The organism is Cellvibrio sp., from assembly GCF_039207905.1.
In the GTDB taxonomy this organism is placed as follows: Bacteria; Pseudomonadota; Gammaproteobacteria; order Pseudomonadales; family Cellvibrionaceae; genus Cellvibrio.
Genome location: NZ_JBCECX010000003.1, coordinates 77,258 through 94,625 on the forward strand (window position 1 = coordinate 77,258; position 17,368 = coordinate 94,625).

A 17,368-nucleotide genomic window follows, 5' to 3' on the forward strand; every position below is an offset into this window, starting at 1 on the left:
AATGTCGTACTGCAACTAAAAAAGCCGCTGGAAACAGCGGCTTTTTTAACGTTTTGCGCTAGGCTTATTTCTGTTCATACTGATTACCAATAAAAATTATTATAGAAGTTCAGCGGGTCGTATATGACTGATCAAATAACCCAAGTGGTAATAGTGGGTGGTGGCTCCGCCGGTTGGTTAGCGGCGGGTGTTATTGCGGCATCAAGCCCTGCGCGTGTTCAAGTCACGCTGGTTGAATCCCCTGATATTAATCCTATCGGCGTAGGTGAGGGCACCTGGCCAACCATGTGTGCAACCTTGCAAACGATGGGTATATCAGAAACCGAATTTTTCCGTGAATGTGATGCGAGCTTTAAACAAGGCTCCAAATTCTCCCGCTGGACAAGTTTGTCCAAAGAGGATGATTACTATCATCCGTTCACTGCGCCAGCCAAATATCATGACATTAATCTGGCTCCATTTTGGATGCCTTTCCGCGATAAAATCCCTTTTGCCAATGCAGTGTGCCCACAATCTGCGATTTGCGATTTAGGTTATGCGCCCAAACAAATTTCCACTGCAGAATTCGGCGCTGTATTAAATTACGGATACCACCTTGATGCAGGAAAGTTTTCACCTTTTTTGCATAAGCATTGCGTTGAAAAATTAGGTGTTAAGTACGTTCGTGCAAATGTCACAGCGATAAATTCCCATGAAAATGGCGATATCAAATCCGTCACTACCGACAGCCAAGGTGAAGTTTCCGGCGAACTATTTATTGACTGTACCGGGTTGTCATCCTTATTGCTTGGAAAGCATTACGCCATACCCGTAGTCTTGCAAAAAAATACGCTCTTTAATGACTCCGCCTTGGCGGTTCAAATTCCCTATACAGATGGTGCAGATGCTATTGCATCGCACACCTTATCGACTGCGCAGTCTTCCGGCTGGATTTGGGATATAGGTTTACAATCCCGGCGTGGTATTGGACATGTATTTTCAAGTAGCTACACCACGGATGAGTTAGCTGAAAGAGAGTTGCGCAATTACATCACTCCAGCCGTTGGAAAAAAAATGGCGGAAGAGCTATCGGTCAGGAAAATTTCATTTAATCCCGGTCATCGTCAAACCTTCTGGCATAAAAACTGTGTAGCAATTGGTTTGTCTGCTGGTTTTATTGAGCCATTAGAGGCGACTGCACTGGTATTGATTGAAGTCTCTGCAAAAATGATCGCGGAGCAATTTCCGGCTAATCGCACTGCTATGGATATAGTGGCCAAACGATTTAATCGTACACTGAGCCATCATTGGCAACAAATTATCGATTTTTTAAAGGTACACTACGTGCTTACAAAGCGTACGGATACAGAGTATTGGCGTGATAACTGCCTTGCCAGTACAATCCCTGACAGCTTGAAAGAATTGTTGGAATTGTGGAAAACGCAATCCCCGTGGCGATACGACGAAGTATTAAAAGAAGAAATGTTTCCTTCTGCCAGCTATCAATATATTTATTACGGTATGAAAGGTGCTGTATCTGCGGATATTGATAGCAAAATAGAAGGCAACGTAAAACGTTTGCAGGAAAAAAAGTTAAGGAAAGCAGAATCCCTGTTTATGGAAAATGCACAGCACATCCAGCAACTCAAGAAACTTTTACTGCCTAATCGCGAATTGATTGAAAAAATAAAAAAACACGGATTACAAACAATTTAAAATCCAGCGCTGAAAATAATAATGCTGGATAGTTCCTTTTCTGGAGATGCTATGCCTAGTTTTGCTTTGTTGAATAATGTTGACCATAAAAATCTGCGTGTAATCCGTGATTATTCATCACAGTATGGTGATGATGAAATGTCCGTGGTGACTTTTCCGCAAGAGTTTCGCGCAATCCAAAATGACTACCCCATTTTTTTTAAGAAGAATGCTGAAACAGGAAAATTTATTCCTGTTGCGTTAACGGGGTTGCGCCAAAATGAAAACTTGTTTTTATCGGAAAAAGGCTGGGACTCGAACTACATTCCCGCATCGGTAAAAAGACGACCTTTCCTGATTGGTATACAGCCGCCAAGACCAGATGATGTTTCTGGTCAACCAAGTAAGATGGTATATGTTGATATGGATAGCCCTCGCATTAGCGAAAGTCAGGGCGATGCCGTATTTTTGCCACATGGAGGCTATTCGCCCTATCTGGAAGCAATCGTGGATTTGCTGGACTATATCCAATACGGCACAGATTTGAACGAGCAATTTACGGATGCGTTATTAGCACATGAGTTACTGGAAACAGTTGCGCTTGAAGTTACATTGAAGAGCGGTGAACGTATTAATCTGACAGGGCTGTACACTATTAATGAAGATAAATTAACGGCTTTATCTGGCGGCGCTGTTGCCGAGCTTCATGGCAAGGGATTTTTAGAATGTATCTACATGGCATTAGCTTCTCATGCCAATATGATCAAACTAATTGCCCGTATTGAGGCGAAAGTGCTGAGTCAATAAAATTTTCTCAATAACTTTGGCTCATGATATTTTTGTGACAACAAAAATCATTAAGTTGTTTTTATGATTAATATTGATAAAAAAGTAAAAGTTGTCCATGGCTGCATTCCGGATCAAATACCGGATGAGGTGTTGTTATCGAGTGAGCCGTTAATTTTAAAAGGCCTCGCATCTTCCTGGCCCATTGTAAAAGCTGGCCTTTCCTCCCATGAGGAGGTCGAAAGGTATTTGCTGCAATATTATAAAGGCCAAGAAGTTGCTGCTTTCTTGGGTAAGCCGGAGAATAATGGTCGTATTTTCTATGATGAAAGTATGACCGGCTTTAATTACGATAAAGTCAGTGCCAAGCTGGATTTTGCATTAAAACAATTGTTATTGAACACCAATAATCCGCAGCCACCCTCTATCTATATTGGCTCCACCTCAGTGGATGAGTATCTACCTGGCTTTCGTGCGGAAAATGATTTGGGGTTGGGGCAGCACAATCCCATGGTCAGTATTTGGATATCGAACAAATGCCGCATCGCAGCGCATTGGGATAGTCCCTTGAATATTGCCTGTTCAGTAGTTGGCCACAGGCGCTTTACGTTGTTTCCTTTTGAGCAAATGGAAAACCTGTACGTAGGTCCATTGGATAAAACCCCGGCGGGACAAGCGATTAGTCTTGTCGATTTTTACAATCCCGATTTTGAAAAATATCCGAAATTTAAAGAAGCGCTACAGCATGCCCAGATTGCTGATCTGGAGCCAGGCGATGGAATATTTATTCCCAGTATGTGGTGGCATCATGTAGAAAGCTTGAGTTCACTTAACATATTAGTGAACTACTGGTTTAAGTGGTCGCCTTTATTTTTTGGAAAACCAGTGAATGCACTTTTTGATGCAGTCTTATCAATCCGTGATTTGCCGCCCGAACAGCGTGCTGCATGGAAAATGATTTTTGATCATTATATTTTCGATTATCAAAAAGAAAATTTTGCGCACATTCCAGAGCAAGCCCAAGGCGCAATCGGCGAGTTGACCGATGACAATGCCCGTAAGATTCGTGCGCGCTTGTTGAATCAGCTAAACAGATAGACTGCTCGCTTAACGACTGTTAAGTAATAAACATCCTTTGAATTTTTATTGTAATGTGAGCGATTGGATATGATCGCTCTTGTTATTTCAGATAAATAAAGCTATTCAATGTCAGGCGTCCTACGATTGGATTTGGGCGGAACTGAAGGTTTTCAGGGATTGATGCTGAGTGCAATACATCGCTCGGATACACAATCAAACGATTGAAGTTGGCCTCATAGCGGCCAATTTCTTCATAGTATTGATTGGAGCCATTGATGTATTTTTTATGCCAGCTGGTATCCAATGCCTCTTTATCCAAATGTTCCCCGTAAACATCCATTCTCTCTGGCGACAGTTGTTCAAAACCTGTAGCCCTATGCCGATAGAGTGATGTGCCGCCTTTTTCTGGCGTGCACAGATAATGCACACACGCCAGTTGTTCTTTGTGAATTGTATCAACGTGAGGGCGCGATTGCGGTAATGCTAATCGAGCAGGTGGCGTTAAAACCAAGGAATAGGTGGAGACGGAATAATGTATATTTTCCAGTTTAAGATTAAACGCCTTGCAAATAATCTCAGTCAAATAAAGTTGCAGTGCCTGACTGTAAAAATCCGGTACATTTGATTGTATTCCCGGATAAAAATTAGTCCCGTCTCGAAAGTCGCCAAATTTCATAGCAAGTTCCAAGAGTTTTTCTGCATCCTGTAAAAAATTATCTACTACCAATACCGGCGTTTTTTCATTGCCAACATGGTCAATGTGGTAACTGAATTGAGGGTGTAGTGGAGGTAAAAAATTATCTGACATGTTAATTATTTGCCTGTATAAATTTTATTTTTGCAGGGACAAAAAACAGAATTTTTATAGTCTTGCTAAAGCTGTAAAACGTAATGGAATAGTAATCGGTTTGGAGAATGCTAGCCAGCGTTATGGTACCTACAGAAGCGTAGAAAACTGAGTTTCTGATTCAAATCAATTGCCTTTTATAGCGGGTTAATGGTCAAATCTACTTCATCTCCGGTCGCTCCTCGATTAAATAACATACGAAGTAGATATATCCCATGCTAGACATCCCCAGCCTCGTCAAAGAAGTTCACGGTATAGATCCGCTCAATATTCCCCCTGAATTACTGGGCGGTAACGAGCCGCTGATTCTCAAAGGCGTAGCGCGTAATTGGCCGCTGGTGCAGGCGGGATTAACATCTCATGAGGCGGCTGATGCTTATCTGCGGTCCTTTTACGGCGACAAAACCGTGGGTACTTTTTTGGGGGCTCCTGAAGCTGAGGGCTTCTACTTCTACAACAACGATCTTTCAGGCCTGAATTACAGGTCAGATAGATGCAGGTTGGATGATGTACTGGACAAAATTCTCGAATATAAGTCGAATCCGAATCCGGCTACTTTCTATGTGGGCTCAACCACGGTTGATGTGTGCCTACCGGGATTTCGTGAGCAAAACGATTTAACTATCCCGCTTGCTGATGCGCTGGTCAGTATCTGGATTGGTAATAAATCGCGCATCGCTTGCCATTACGATGCTCCTGATAATCTTGCCTGCAGTTTGGTTGGTAAGCGTCGTTTTACTGTTTTTCCACCGGAGCAGATTGAAAACCTGTATCCGGGGCCGCTCGATTTTAATCCCGCTGGACAGCAAATCAGTCTTGTCGATTTTGCCAAACCGGATTTTGAAAAATTCCCGCGTTTTCGTCAGGCCATGGCCGCAGGGCAGGTTGCTACTCTGGAACCGGGCGACGCGCTTTATATTCCAAGCATGTGGTGGCACCACGTTGAGGGGCTGGATACGTTAAATGTGCTGGTCAATTACTGGTGGCGCACTGTGCCGCCATTTATGGGGCCAGGAATCAATGTGCTAAAGCACGCAATGCTGAGTATTCGCGATTTGCCGGAGAAAGAAAAAGCGGCGTGGAAGATTCTGTTTGATTTCTATATTTTTGGCGATCAAGCCAATGCGGCTGAAAATATCCCGCCAGCTGCTCAAGGCGTGCTGGGGCCGATTGATGATATGCAGGCGCGCCAGTTGCGGGCGTGGCTAATCAATCGCTTGAATCGCTAGGTCGTTGAATCGGTAAGTGTTTGAATCCCTGATAGTCCCCGCTGTATTATCCCCCGCTTATTTACCGGTGCGATGAATCCACATCGCACCGGATTGCAAGAACAGTAAGTCGGGTTGATATGTCGAATATTTGGTCAAGTTATAAACAATCCATCGTTAATGTGATGGGGCAGGACAGGCACAATCTCATTCGCCGATTAGGTGAGATCGAGAAATTAGCACGTGCCGAAAAACCCTATGATCAAGCATTAGAGAAATGGCAAAGCCAATTGGCCCGCTCGCAGGCAGCGGTTACACGTCGCACACAACTTGTGCCTGTCGATATCGAATTCCCGAATTTACCCGTTTGTGAAAAGCGCGATGAGATTGCGCAAATTATTGCTGCCAATCAAGTAGTCGTTTTGGCAGGTGAAACCGGCTCGGGTAAAACCACGCAGATCCCCAAAATTTGTTTGACGATTGGACGCGGTGTCGGTGGTTTGATTGGCCATACACAGCCGCGTCGTATCGCCGCGAATACCGTTGCCAATCGCATTGCCGAAGAATTAAAAACTCCGCTGGGTGAAAAAGTGGGGTATCAGGTTCGCTTTAGCGACCAGTCGAATGAAAATACACTGATCAAAGTAATGACCGACGGTATTTTGCTGGCGGAAATCCAGCATGATCCCTATCTGAATAAATACGATACGCTCATCATCGATGAAGCCCATGAGCGCAGTTTGAATATCGATTTTCTGCTCGGCTATTTAAAGCAGTTGTTGCCCAAACGCCCCGATCTAAAATTAATTATTACCTCAGCAACGATTGATCTTGAGCGTTTCTCACAACATTTTAATAACGCTCCGATTATTGAAGTGTCTGGCCGTACCTATCCGGTTGAAGTTTGGTATCGCCCTCTGTATGAATTTGAAGGCAGTGATGATAGTGAAGCTGAGCCTGATCAATACGCCGCGATTGTCGATGCAGTGCATGAGATTGAGTTAAACGAAAAAACCGGATCAGGTGTGCGCGGTGGCGACATTCTGGTTTTTTTAAGTGGTGAACGCGAAATTCGTGAAGCCGCAGAAGCGCTGCGCAAAGCGCAATTTGCGCATATGGAAGTGATTCCGTTTTATGCTCGCTTAAGTTTGTCAGAGCAACAAAAAGTATTTGCTCCTCACACTGGTCGGCGCATTGTATTGGCTACTAACGTTGCAGAAACCTCGATTACTGTGCCGGGAATCCGTTACGTAATTGATCCGGGTTTTGCGCGTATCAGCCGCTATTCATATCGCACCAAAGTACAACGTTTACCAATTGAACCTGTTTCACAAGCGAGTGCGAATCAGCGTAAAGGCCGTTGTGGTCGTGTGGCCGAAGGTATCTGTATTCGCTTGTATAGCGAGGAAGATTTTAACTCGCGCCCGGCGTTTACTGATGCAGAAATCCTGCGTACTAATCTTGCAGCGGTTATTTTGCAGATGCTGCAACTGCGCATGGGCGATATCCATAAGTTTCCTTTTATCGATGCACCTGACCATCGCCTGATCAGCGATGGTTTTAAATTACTCGAAGAGTTACACGCAGTTAATGTAAAAAATCACCTGACGCCAGTGGGGCAGCAGCTCAGTAAGTTACCGCTTGATCCACGCTTGGCGCGTATGTTGATCTCCGCGCAGGAGCAATCCTGTGTACGCGAATTGCTGATTATTGCCAGTGCTTTGTCCGTGCAAGATCCACGTGAGCGTCCTGTAGAAAAACAGCAAGCAGCAGACCAAAGCCATCGCCGCTTTTGGGTAGAGCACTCGGATTTTTTAGGCTATGTAAACCTGTGGGATTACTTCGAAACCCAACGCCAGGAATTAACGCAGAATCAATTGCGTAAACTGTGCAAAAAAGAATTCCTCTCTTATTTGCGTTTGCGTGAGTGGCGCGATGTGCACCATCAATTGTGCATTGCGGTGAAAGATCTCGGGATTCGGGTCAATTCCGAACCTGCTAATTATGAATCCATCCACAAAGCATTATTGACCGGGTTATTGGGCAATCTAGGGTTTAATCACGAAGAGCGCGAATACAGTGGTGCGCGCAATCGCAAATTTGCGATTTTCCCGGGTTCATCGCTCGTCAAAAAAACGCCCAAATGGATTATGGCGGCGGAGTTGATTGAGACCTCCAAGTTGTTTGCCCACACAGTCGCTAAAATTGAGCCTGAGTGGGTAATTGCCGCAGCCGAGCATTTAATAAAGCGCCAGCACTTTGAGCCGCATTACGATAGCCGTAGCGGTCAAGTAATGGTGTTCGAAAAAATCACTTTGTACGGTTTGGTGATTGTTGAGAAAAAATCTGTCAGTTACAGCCATATTGACCCAGCCCAAAGCCGTGAGGTATTTATCCGCGCTGCGTTGGTGGAAGGACAATATGACCAACATCCAAAACGCAAACATGCGCAGAATAAAAATCAGCAGAATGATTTTTTTGTGCATCAACAAGCGTTGCTAAAAGAATTGGAGGATCTGGAATCCAAAGCGCGCCGCCGCGATATTGTGGTAGATGAACAAGTAATTTTTGATTTTTATAATGAGCGCATTCCTGAAAGTGTAGTGAATTTGGCCGGGTTTGAAGCTTGGCGCAAAAAGGCAGAGCATACGAATCCCAAGCTGTTATTCCTGACGCGTGAAATTCTGATGCGCCACGGTGCGGGTGACATCACTCAGGCACAGTTCCCGAATGAGCTGGAATGGCGTGGCATGGTATTTCCGCTGAGCTATCATTTTGAACCAAACCATGCGTTTGATGGGGTCAGCATCCATGTGCCTATGAGTGTTTTACATCAGGTTCCCGAGCAAAGGTTGGAATGGTTGGTGCCGGGAATGCTGCGAGAAAAGTGCATTGGTTTAATTAAGTCGCTCCCGAAAAATCTGCGCAAACATTTTGTACCTGTGCCCGATGTTGTTGATAAAATTTTGGCCACTTTATCGCCGGATAACAAACCTTTAACTGAAGCATTAGGAGTGCAATTAAAGCGATTGACTGGTGTTGATATCGCCAACGAAGCTTGGCTGGAAACCAACGTGGATGATTATTATCGTTTTAATATTCATGTGGTTGATGACAAAGGCAAGATCATTGCCAGCGGTCGTGACTTGTCGCCTTTGCGTGAAAAATATCGTGAGCGAGTGCAACAAAATATCCAATCTGCTGCGACCAATATTGAACGCGATGGAATTTCTTCTTGGGACTTTGATGAATTGCCGCAATCAATCCAATTGCCGCGCGGTGGAATCAGTATTCGTGCTTATCCGGCATTAGTAGATAAACAATCTTCAGTAGCTTTGCAGGTGTTGGATAATCCATTGCAAGCGTTGGATTTAACCCAGCGTGGATTAGCGCGGTTGGTATATTTATCATTGGCACAGACAGTAAAATATTTGCAAAAGGAGTTATTAAAAGGGCAGGAGGTTGCACTGACCCTGGCGGGAATTGGTAATCGCGAACAAGTGGCCGACGATTTAATTATGGCTGCTATTAAGCAGCTGGCTGTACCAGAGCAGAAAAATTTGCCGCGCACCAAAGTGCAATTCGAAGAGCGGATTAATCTGGCAAAAGATAAGTTGATCGCTCATGCACAAGATCTCGCACATCATCTTGTCAGTAGTTTGAAATTACTGGTGGATGTTAAAAAACAACTGAAACAACAAAAAAACGCATTGATGCTCGCGTTTACTATTAGTGATATTAATCAGCAATTAACGCAATTGTTTTATCCCAGTCTGGTTTATAAAACCCCTGCGCAGTGGTTGCCGCAGTATCCAAAATACATGCGCGGCATCCAGCAGCGTCTGGAAAAAGCAGCGCTCAATCCGCAGAAAGATAAATTACAACTCGCCGAAATTGCACCTCATTGGCAGCGGTTGGCGGACTATCTGACAAAGGAGGGCGAGTATCGACTGGCGCAAAACGCTAGCTTGCTAGAATACCGCTGGTGGATCGAGGAGTTGCGAATCTCTTTATTTGCGCAAACGCTAAAAACCCTGATTCCAGTATCCGATAAACGTATGGATAAGCAGTGGGAACAGGCAATGCTTGAAGCCCAAGGTTAAAATAGTCACCGCTCAAAATTAAGTAAGGATGCTAGTCAGGGCACAAAAGTCGGCTATTTCACTAGTGCAACGCTGTAGGCTATGGTAGTTTTCGTTCAGTTTTAGATCTATTCCAATGACACTAACACGACGGAGTTTACGATGAATAATAAAATGTCCTCTATGTCTGCCTTGCTCGGCGCTGCTTTTGTTGCATCTGCAGCTCTTGCACCTGCTGCATCCGCGGCTGAAGCGACCTTCTCAACCACTCAGCTTGAAGTTGGATACACACTTGCCGACAATCATGACCATAAGTCAGATGGTGAGCACAAATGCGGTGAAGGTAAATGTGCCGCTGAACATAAAGAGCCGAAGGATGATAAAAAAGCCAGTAGCGCCGATAAAAAAGCTGAGGGCGAACACAAGTGCGGCGAAGGTAAATGTGGTGCTGGTAAGGACAAAACCAAAGACGCTGCAGAAGAGAAAAAAGCTGAGTAATGTCAGCTAAATTAAATGTAGCAAATTACACTCCCGCAATATCCGGCGCAGGTTTAGGCCTGCGCCGAACACTGTTAAATACCCTGCAAGAATCTACTCCCAACGATATTCACTTTCTGGAAGTTGCGCCAGAAAACTGGATCAATGTCGGTGGACGCTTGGGGAAAAGTTTTCGCGCTTATACCGAACGTTTTCCTTTTGTATGTCATGGCTTATCTCTTTCAATAGGCTCTCCTGCGCCGCTGAATATCGATTTGCTTCAGGCAATAAAAAATTTAATGCACGAGCATGGCATTCGTTATTACAGCGAGCATTTAAGTTATTGCAGTGATGAGGGGCAGCTTTATGATTTGCTACCCATCCCGTTTACTGAAGAGGCTGTTGATTATGTTGCTGAGCGCATTCAACGAGCACAGGATATTCTCGGACAGCGAATAGCGATTGAAAATTCATCCTATTATTGCGCGCCGCAACAAGAGCTGAGTGAAAGTGAATTTATCAATGCGGTTATCAAAAAAGCAGATTGCGCACTGTTGCTCGACGTAAACAATATTTACGTTAACAGTATCAACCATCAATATGATCCCTACGAATTCCTGGCCAGTTTACCCGGCGAACGCACGGCTTATATTCACATTGCTGGTCACTATCACGAAGCGGAAGATTTACGTGTAGATACGCATGGAACAGCAGTTATTTCACCGGTGTGGGATCTGCTCGATAAAGCTTACGCATTATTTGGCGTGAAACCTACCTTGTTAGAGCGTGATTTTAATATTCCCCCGTTGCCCGAATTAATGGCCGAGCTGGATGAAATAAAAAAACGCCAACATTTTTCTGCGTCGATGTCGCGATGAAAAGTTTTCAAGAAACCCAATTAGCATTTGCAAAACATCTGCGTGCACCAGATCTTTATCCTGCACCGGTGGCAATTGATGAGCGGCGAGTGGGCATTTATCGCGAGCTGATTTATAACAATATTGAAAATTTTATCGCCAATGTTTTTCCGGTCATTCGTTCGCTTGTGACTGATGATTATTGGCACTCATTAGTGCGGGAATTTATTCATCGGCATTCATGCCAAACGCCGTATTTTTTGGAAATTAGTGAAGAGTTTTTGCAATTTTTAATGAGTGAACGCGGCTTGCGTGAAAATGATCCGGTGTTTCTACTTGAGCTGGCGCATTACGAATGGATTGAACTTGCGCTGGATGTGAATATTGAAAATATTCCCCACAAATCAGCCTATCCAGAAAATTTGTTATTGTCCAAGCCACGGGTTTCCCCGCTGGTTGTTTGCCTGACGTATCAGTATCCGGTGCATAAAATATCACCGACCTATCAACCAGTCGCGCCTGAACCAACCCGGTTGCTGGTCTATCGCAACAGGGTGGATAAGGTTTGTTTTATGGCTGCAAATGCGATTACCTTGCGTTTACTTTACTTGCTGCAAACGAATCTGGATGAGTGTCTTGAAGTGCATTTAAGTACCATTGCAAGCGAGTTACAGCTCCTTGAACCCGGAATTTTATTCGACGATTCCGAGCGTTTAATCGCTGAATTATTTGCTCTGGATATCATCAGTCACTTTGACTAAAAGCTTCTTTTTCTGTTTTTACAGATAAATTCTGCTTTTTTTAATTGCCAAATGGCTGAAAATTGTGCAAAAAGATTGCAAATTTAATATAAAAGCAAGTTTAATCACAAAACGCTGGTTGGTTTGTTTATATAATCCGCCCGCGTTGTTCGGGCTGCTCTGTCATATTTCTGTAACTTTATAGTCACACAATGGCAACGACCCTGAAACACAACTGTCACTATTTTAATAACACCTGACTCCCGGTGTTCAGGAAATGAACATCAAAAACACACATCTAGGAGACGACTCCATGAAAAAAACATTATTGGCCGTGATTATTTCTTCTGTACTTCCTGCTGCTGCATTCGCTGACGTTACTGTTTACGGTAAAGCGAACGTGTCTTTGCAAAATGCTGATGAAGCTGCTTTGGATGGCAGCCGCATAGAATTGGTGAGCAATGCCTCGCGTATTGGCGTGAAAGGCGGTGAGGAAGTAAATTCCAGCCTGAAAGTCATTTATCAGTTTGAATACCAAACCGAAGTAGATGACGGCAACGGATCAAATAGCCAAACTTTTGCACCACGTAATATGTTCATTGGTCTGCAGGGTGTAGCCGGTACTATCATGGGCGGGCATTTCGATACTCCAACTAAAGTAGTTCAAGAAAAAGTTGACGTATTCAACGATCTTGAAGGCGATCTCACCACTATCTTCAAAGGTGAAATTCGTGCGAGCAATATCGTTCAATACACCACTCCCGTTTTTGGTGGTGGTTTTTCTGGATCTGTTGCTTATGTGACTGAAGAGAATGACGGTACCTTCAAGCAAAACAATCCTGCAGGTACTGAACCAGGTAATGGTGTTTCGGCTTCTTTCGGTTATACCAGTGCTGTATTTTATGCTGGTGTAGGTGTGGATCAAGATGTTGAAGCAGAAGGTGTAGATCTGATTCGCGTAGCGGCACGCGTAAATATAGGCCCAGTGCAACTCGGCTTATTGGGTGAGAAATATGAGAACGACAACACTGGTGCAGATGAAGATGGTGTAATGGCTTCTGCATTATGGAACATGACCGATAAGTGGGTGCTGAAAGCTCAGTACGGTCAATCTGATGTAAGAATGGCTGAGGGTGAAACTGCAAGTATTGGTTTGGATTACAAAATGACCAAAAACTCTACTCTGTTTTCTTATGCCACTAAAGTTGAAAATGGCCTTCCGAGCATGATAAATACTCCGGCGGTTATTAACCCTGCTTATCGTGATGATACTTATATCGGTGCTGGTGTAGATTACAAATTCTAATTCAATCACATGAATAGGATTTGAAAATAAAGGGTGCTTATGCACCCTTTATTATTTTAGTGTGTTTACAAGTTAAAAGATTAATTATGCATCTGGAGAAAGTGATGAAACCTTTGGCGATAATCATGCTGGGATTAATGGCTAGTTTTGCATATGCCGATGATAAATGCGGATCTGCAGTCGACGAAGCAGACTCCATGAATGTTAATAAAAAAAATTGTGACTACAGCGATGAAGGGCTAAACGGTTTTCTGCAAAAAGCCTTTAAAAAAGGAGAGGAGGGCGCTGTACTATCAACCTCACAGGCTAAGGAGTCTGCAGGTGTAAAATCAGATCAACCTGCCTTGAGAAAAACCAATGAGACTTTATCCACTGCTGCTAATTTTTTATTAAGCACTGAAGTAGATCAATGGGCAAACGTGCCCGTTGCTCGCAACCAGTTGCTACCAAAGGCAATGGAAAAATGTGAGCGAGGGTTTGCTGTACACCAAGAAAATTATCGGCCTCTGCCAATGGGACGAATTGGTTTAAGTATTGTTTTCAGCTGTCTTTAATGGGATTGTTTGCTCCTGTTTAAACGAAAAAGGCCGCAAATTTGCGGCCTTTTTTAAAGCTGAAAGTTGTTAATTATTTTTGATAGTTAACAACTGCGATGTAGTGCATTGCGGTTGGTTTATTCTGTACAAAACCAGGAATAAACTTGGATTTTTTCAGTGAGTTTTCAATATTTTCTGCATCTGCTTTTTTACGTAAGGCTGCTTCAATAGTGCTTACGGTTTCTACATCACCACTCGTTTCTATGTTTGCCATTACGCGCGTCATTTTACCTTCAGCAAAGAAATTTTTTCCGTTGCCACGTTCTTTGGTGCTGTAATTTGCATACCAGTCACTGGTATCGAGGCGCTCTTGCGGAGCGTAATAGTGCGCACCGTACTGTGCTTGCAAGGTTCCCAGGTTTGGTAGCAGTACAATAGGGGCTTGGGTTCCGCCTAGTGAGTAGACCACACGCAATTGCATTCTTACGGGAACCGTTTTCCCGTCAATGGCCGCTGGTTCAAAGGTGGCTGATTTCAATGCTGATTCAGTCACTTTTTGCATGGAAACGAGAGGGCTGTTTTCATAACAGGTCACGTTATTAATATTGCCGGTAGTCATTACGTCCGCCTGGCAATAAACAGAAACGGTTTTTATATTTTCGCCAAATGAAGCGGGTAGGGTGATTTGTTTGCCCAGTGTTTCAGTGGCGTTGCCAAATTTTGCTGGAGTGTAGGCGGATGCGTAACTCGCAAACGGTGCAGCTGCAGCTAGAATTGCCATTGAGCGAATCAAGTTTTTAAGAGTTTTGTTAGTCATTTTTGTGCTCCTCGTTGATCAATAAACGGCAACCTGCACCCTTTCGGGTCATCGATTTCCGACTTCAATGTCAGATTAGCACTCGACCTAACACACTATTATGAATAGTTTGTGACAAAACTGTCTTTTAATGGCTAAAAGTTAAAATACTTTATTTATTTACGGTTTTTTTATATTCCGTTGAATTCCTTCTCTTTGGTTTTTCCTGATATTGCTGGATTAAGTTGTTTTTAATTGTTGTCCAATAAAAAAGCCACCCGAGGGTGGCTTGATCATCTGCAGTTGCTGGCGATTTTAAATCGCTGCACTCGATTATTTAGTAAGTGAACTTCACATCAAAGCTAAAGCTGGTGCCTACTTGCTGCTTCAGGATGGTGACGTTTTCGCCATTGTTGTTTACTTGTTTAAACACACGCTCTTCGTTGAGGATATTCCCCAGCTTGATTTTGGTGGTCAGGTTATCGGTTGCGTACCAGGAATAGGTTAAATCCAACGAGTTAAACGGTTGTTCGAAGGCGTCCTGATGTGGTCCGATTCCTTTGGCTGCAAAGAATAAGCGCTCACCAAACAAGTTATACACCAGCGATGCACTGTGCTTGCCATCATCAGAGTCAAAACCTAATTGGGTGTTAAGTACGTATTCTGATTGGCCGGTCATTGTGCGCACCGGGTTGGTATAACCCTGACCTTCAGGTGAAACAATTTCCGAATCGCTGAGTGTCAGGTTGGTCGAAGTAAAGAATCCGCCACCGACAGAGTAGAGGCCTTCGAGTTCCAAACCATACATCTCACCGCTCAAACCGTTTTCGAATGACAGGATTACATCGTCATCGGAGCCTGGTTGGCGCACGCTTTCGATTGGGTTGGCAATGTCTTTATAAAACAAGGTTGCGGTAAGGTTGTTGCCGCTTTCAAAGAACCACTCGGCACGCAAGTCGTAGTGTTTCAACTCAGTGAACTCAAGACGAGAATTTCCTCTAACGCGCATACCCAATTCGGTATCGATATAGGAAACATCTGACATTTCACGCAGGTCTGGGCGAACAACGGTTTCACTCGCACTTAAACGAACCTGAAATGCTTCGGTGTTCATGAAGCCTTCGTTCATATAAGTGACGGCAAGGGATGGATACCAGTCGTCTTGCGCAAACCCGTAGCGTTGATCTGGATTATTGATCATGTCCTGCATGGTGGCTTCAAGAGTGCCGCCCTCGTAGTCCAATAAGTCGAGAGGAAGCAAGCCCTGTTTGAAGGTTTCTTTACGGGCACCACCGGTTACACGCCAGGTATCGTCCCAGTTTGCATCGAACATCCCGTAAGCGCCTTCAATAATTTGGCCGGCAACATAGCTTTCTGTACCGAAACCTCCGCCCGAGCTGACTTCAAATCGGTTTGCGAGATTGGTAACGCGGTCGCTATTAAGTACATCATTAACGTTGCCACCCAATACGTTATAACCGCCAGTTGCTGCAATATTGATGGTGTAGCCGTAATATTCACGCGATTTTTGGGTGAAGTTAGCACCGCCGGATAGCGTCAGTTTCAAACGATCGAATACAAATGGAACTTTCATATTCCAACCGCTGCTTTCAACGCTGTCTTCCAAATTCAGGAATTCAAATACTGCCATTGCGGAGGCTGGTGATAATTGGGTGTTGATTACTTTACCGGTCAGCACATCTACAGTGTTGTCACCGGAGATGGTTGCATGGTTGGGGATATCGGTATTTACGGTTGAGTCAGAGTAGAACCAGTCAAATACCAAGGTGTCCAGGAAATCGGAATTAAATTGGTCGAACTTGTGCTCACCATTTACCTGAGCTACTTCAAGCTCGCGATTTTCCATGCGTGTGTCGTAAACCACATATTGCGAGCCATTCTCTTGTTCGTAGCGGCTGCCGTCATATCCGGTTTTGATGCGGGCTTCATCATGGATGTTTTCAATATGATAAAAGCCAGCTTGCAGGTTATGCATCTCCTGATAGTTCAGACCAACGTTGGTTGAGAGAACCTGACGAGTTTCTTCGCTAGTGCGTTCAGTTTTGGAGAAATTTGAATCAGGTGAGCCAATTGCTTGTCGCTCTTGGTCTTTGTTGCGCCACTTGGTGTCTTGCGAAAAGTTAGCCACTGCACCCAAGGTGAAATCATCGTTGATTGCCCAGCTATTACCCAGAGCCAAACTACCTGAAAAATCAACCGGCAATGATCTCTCGTAGATCTCAACATCGCGATTCAATGACAGCAAAAAATCGCGGTTGGTTGCTGTCGCAAACGCGGCAGTATTCGCACTGCTGGAAGACGGGTTGGTTTGTTGATAATAGCTACGAATACGTTGTTCACTAAGGTTGCCGTTGTAAGTATCGAGTCCGCTTTTAATGGCTGCTGGCATGTTGTGCTCTTCACCATGACTGGCGTGAGTCAAACCATCCTGACTATCAAAATTGGTGCCTGAGCCCATAGAAACGCTAAACAGGAATTCATCCGGTACACCTTTGGTGCGGATGTCCACGCTGCCCCCACCAAAGTTAGCGGGTAATTCTGGCGAGTAAGCTTTTTGAACTTTTAATGTTTCAACGATACTGGCCGGAATAAGATCCAGTGGTAGTACGTTACGAGTAAGCTCAGGTGAAGGAACTGCGGCACCGTTTAGTGTGGTGCTTGAGTAGCGCTCACCAAGGCTGCGCACATAAACGTATTTTCCGTCTAAAACGGTAACGCCAGGTACGCGGGTGAGTGCCATAGCAACGGTGGAGTCACCGGTGCGTGATAGCTGATCAGAACTCATAAGATCTGCAGCAAAAGGATCTTCAATACGCTCGGTGATTACCGCTTGGGCAGCTGTCTGTTGGCGGCCGGTTACCAGCATTTCATCAATAACTGGGGCATCCAGGGATGCGTCAGCAGCAGGTGCTTCGGTTGCGGCTTCCTGGGCAAGGGCAATTTGGCAAATACCCAAAG

At 44.4% G+C, this 17,368-nt stretch carries 13 protein-coding genes; 10 read left to right on the forward strand and 3 right to left on the reverse strand.

What is annotated here, in order from left to right; translation table 11 throughout:
- Nucleotides 1-123 precede the first annotated feature (123 nt).
- From AAGC78_RS02400 to AAGC78_RS02410, 3 genes are all read left to right on the forward strand, one after another.
- Nucleotides 124-1,695, forward strand: coding sequence for a tryptophan halogenase family protein (locus AAGC78_RS02400; RefSeq protein ID WP_435782433.1), 1,572 nt, complete (start codon nt 124-126; stop codon nt 1,693-1,695).
- Nucleotides 1,696-1,746: 51 nt separating this feature from the next.
- Nucleotides 1,747-2,481 (forward strand): SapC family protein, encoded by a 735-nt coding sequence (locus tag AAGC78_RS02405; protein WP_435782434.1) that lies wholly within the window; start codon nt 1,747-1,749, stop codon nt 2,479-2,481.
- Nucleotides 2,482-2,544: 63 nt separating this feature from the next.
- Nucleotides 2,545-3,558: a cupin-like domain-containing protein gene (locus AAGC78_RS02410; protein WP_435782435.1), complete on the forward strand. Its 1,014-nt coding sequence runs from the start codon at nt 2,545-2,547 to the stop codon at nt 3,556-3,558.
- An 82-nt stretch (nt 3,559-3,640) separates the two neighbouring features.
- Here the strand turns inward: AAGC78_RS02410 and AAGC78_RS02415 are convergent, their stop codons facing one another.
- Nucleotides 3,641-4,348 (reverse strand): DUF6445 family protein, encoded by a 708-nt coding sequence (locus tag AAGC78_RS02415; protein ID WP_435782436.1) that lies wholly within the window; start codon nt 4,346-4,348, stop codon nt 3,641-3,643.
- A gap of 254 nt (nt 4,349-4,602) precedes the next feature.
- Between AAGC78_RS02415 and AAGC78_RS02420 the strand changes: the two genes are divergently transcribed.
- The 7 genes from AAGC78_RS02420 (at nt 4,603) to AAGC78_RS02450 (ending at nt 13,611) form a co-directional block, all read left to right on the forward strand.
- Nucleotides 4,603-5,616, forward strand: coding sequence for a cupin-like domain-containing protein (locus AAGC78_RS02420; protein ID WP_435782437.1), 1,014 nt, complete (start codon nt 4,603-4,605; stop codon nt 5,614-5,616).
- Between the two features lie 119 nt (nt 5,617-5,735).
- A complete protein-coding gene (gene hrpA, locus AAGC78_RS02425) occupies nt 5,736-9,698 on the forward strand; it encodes an ATP-dependent RNA helicase HrpA (protein ID WP_435782438.1) in 3,963 nt (1,320 codons plus the stop codon).
- A 141-nt stretch (nt 9,699-9,839) separates the two neighbouring features.
- The gene (locus AAGC78_RS02430; protein WP_435782439.1) at nt 9,840-10,175 is read left to right on the forward strand and encodes an HvfA family oxazolone/thioamide-modified RiPP metallophore; all 336 of its coding nucleotides are present in this window, start codon (nt 9,840-9,842) and stop codon (nt 10,173-10,175) included.
- Nucleotides 10,175-11,032, forward strand: a complete 858-nt coding sequence (locus tag AAGC78_RS02435; RefSeq protein ID WP_435782440.1) for an HvfB family MNIO-type RiPP peptide maturase — start codon at nt 10,175-10,177, stop codon at nt 11,030-11,032. The genes AAGC78_RS02430 and AAGC78_RS02435 overlap by 1 nt, the downstream gene beginning before the upstream one ends.
- On the forward strand, nt 11,029-11,772 hold the full coding sequence (locus tag AAGC78_RS02440) for an HvfC family RiPP maturation protein (protein ID WP_435782441.1): 744 nt from the start codon (nt 11,029-11,031) through the stop codon (nt 11,770-11,772). The genes AAGC78_RS02435 and AAGC78_RS02440 overlap by 4 nt, the downstream gene beginning before the upstream one ends.
- Before the next feature lie 292 nt (nt 11,773-12,064).
- Complete coding sequence (locus AAGC78_RS02445; RefSeq protein WP_435782442.1) at nt 12,065-13,057, forward strand: porin; 993 nt, start codon at nt 12,065-12,067, stop codon at nt 13,055-13,057.
- A 20-nt stretch (nt 13,058-13,077) separates the two neighbouring features.
- Entirely contained in the window at nt 13,078-13,611 is a 534-nt protein-coding gene (locus AAGC78_RS02450) for a hypothetical protein (RefSeq protein ID WP_435782443.1), read from the forward strand.
- 73 nt (nt 13,612-13,684) lie between these two features.
- On the opposite strand, the gene AAGC78_RS02455 is transcribed toward AAGC78_RS02450, so the two are convergent.
- Both AAGC78_RS02455 and AAGC78_RS02460 read right to left on the reverse strand, forming a co-directional pair.
- Nucleotides 13,685-14,410, reverse strand: coding sequence for a hypothetical protein (locus AAGC78_RS02455; RefSeq protein ID WP_435782444.1), 726 nt, complete (start codon nt 14,408-14,410; stop codon nt 13,685-13,687).
- Nucleotides 14,411-14,726: 316 nt separating this feature from the next.
- Nucleotides 14,727-17,368: TonB-dependent receptor domain-containing protein (locus AAGC78_RS02460; protein ID WP_435782445.1), on the reverse strand; the 2,642-nt coding region annotated here is incomplete at its 5' end.

Bases quoted from the DNA above. Each gene is read 5' to 3' on its own strand.
- AAGC78_RS02400 (WP_435782433.1), top strand. From the start codon at position 124: ATGACTGATCAAATAACCCAAGTGGTAATAGTGGGTGGTGGCTCCGCC.
- AAGC78_RS02405 (WP_435782434.1), top strand. From the start codon at position 1,747: ATGCCTAGTTTTGCTTTGTTGAATAATGTTGACCATAAAAATCTGCGT.
- AAGC78_RS02410 (WP_435782435.1), top strand. From the start codon at position 2,545: ATGATTAATATTGATAAAAAAGTAAAAGTTGTCCATGGCTGCATTCCG.
- AAGC78_RS02415 (WP_435782436.1), bottom strand. From the start codon at position 4,348: ATGTCAGATAATTTTTTACCTCCACTACACCCTCAATTCAGTTACCAC.
- AAGC78_RS02420 (WP_435782437.1), top strand. From the start codon at position 4,603: ATGCTAGACATCCCCAGCCTCGTCAAAGAAGTTCACGGTATAGATCCG.
- hrpA (WP_435782438.1), top strand. From the start codon at position 5,736: ATGTCGAATATTTGGTCAAGTTATAAACAATCCATCGTTAATGTGATG.
- AAGC78_RS02430 (WP_435782439.1), top strand. From the start codon at position 9,840: ATGAATAATAAAATGTCCTCTATGTCTGCCTTGCTCGGCGCTGCTTTT.
- AAGC78_RS02435 (WP_435782440.1), top strand. From the start codon at position 10,175: ATGTCAGCTAAATTAAATGTAGCAAATTACACTCCCGCAATATCCGGC.
- AAGC78_RS02440 (WP_435782441.1), top strand. From the start codon at position 11,029: ATGAAAAGTTTTCAAGAAACCCAATTAGCATTTGCAAAACATCTGCGT.
- AAGC78_RS02445 (WP_435782442.1), top strand. From the start codon at position 12,065: ATGAAAAAAACATTATTGGCCGTGATTATTTCTTCTGTACTTCCTGCT.
- AAGC78_RS02455 (WP_435782444.1), bottom strand. From the start codon at position 14,410: ATGACTAACAAAACTCTTAAAAACTTGATTCGCTCAATGGCAATTCTA.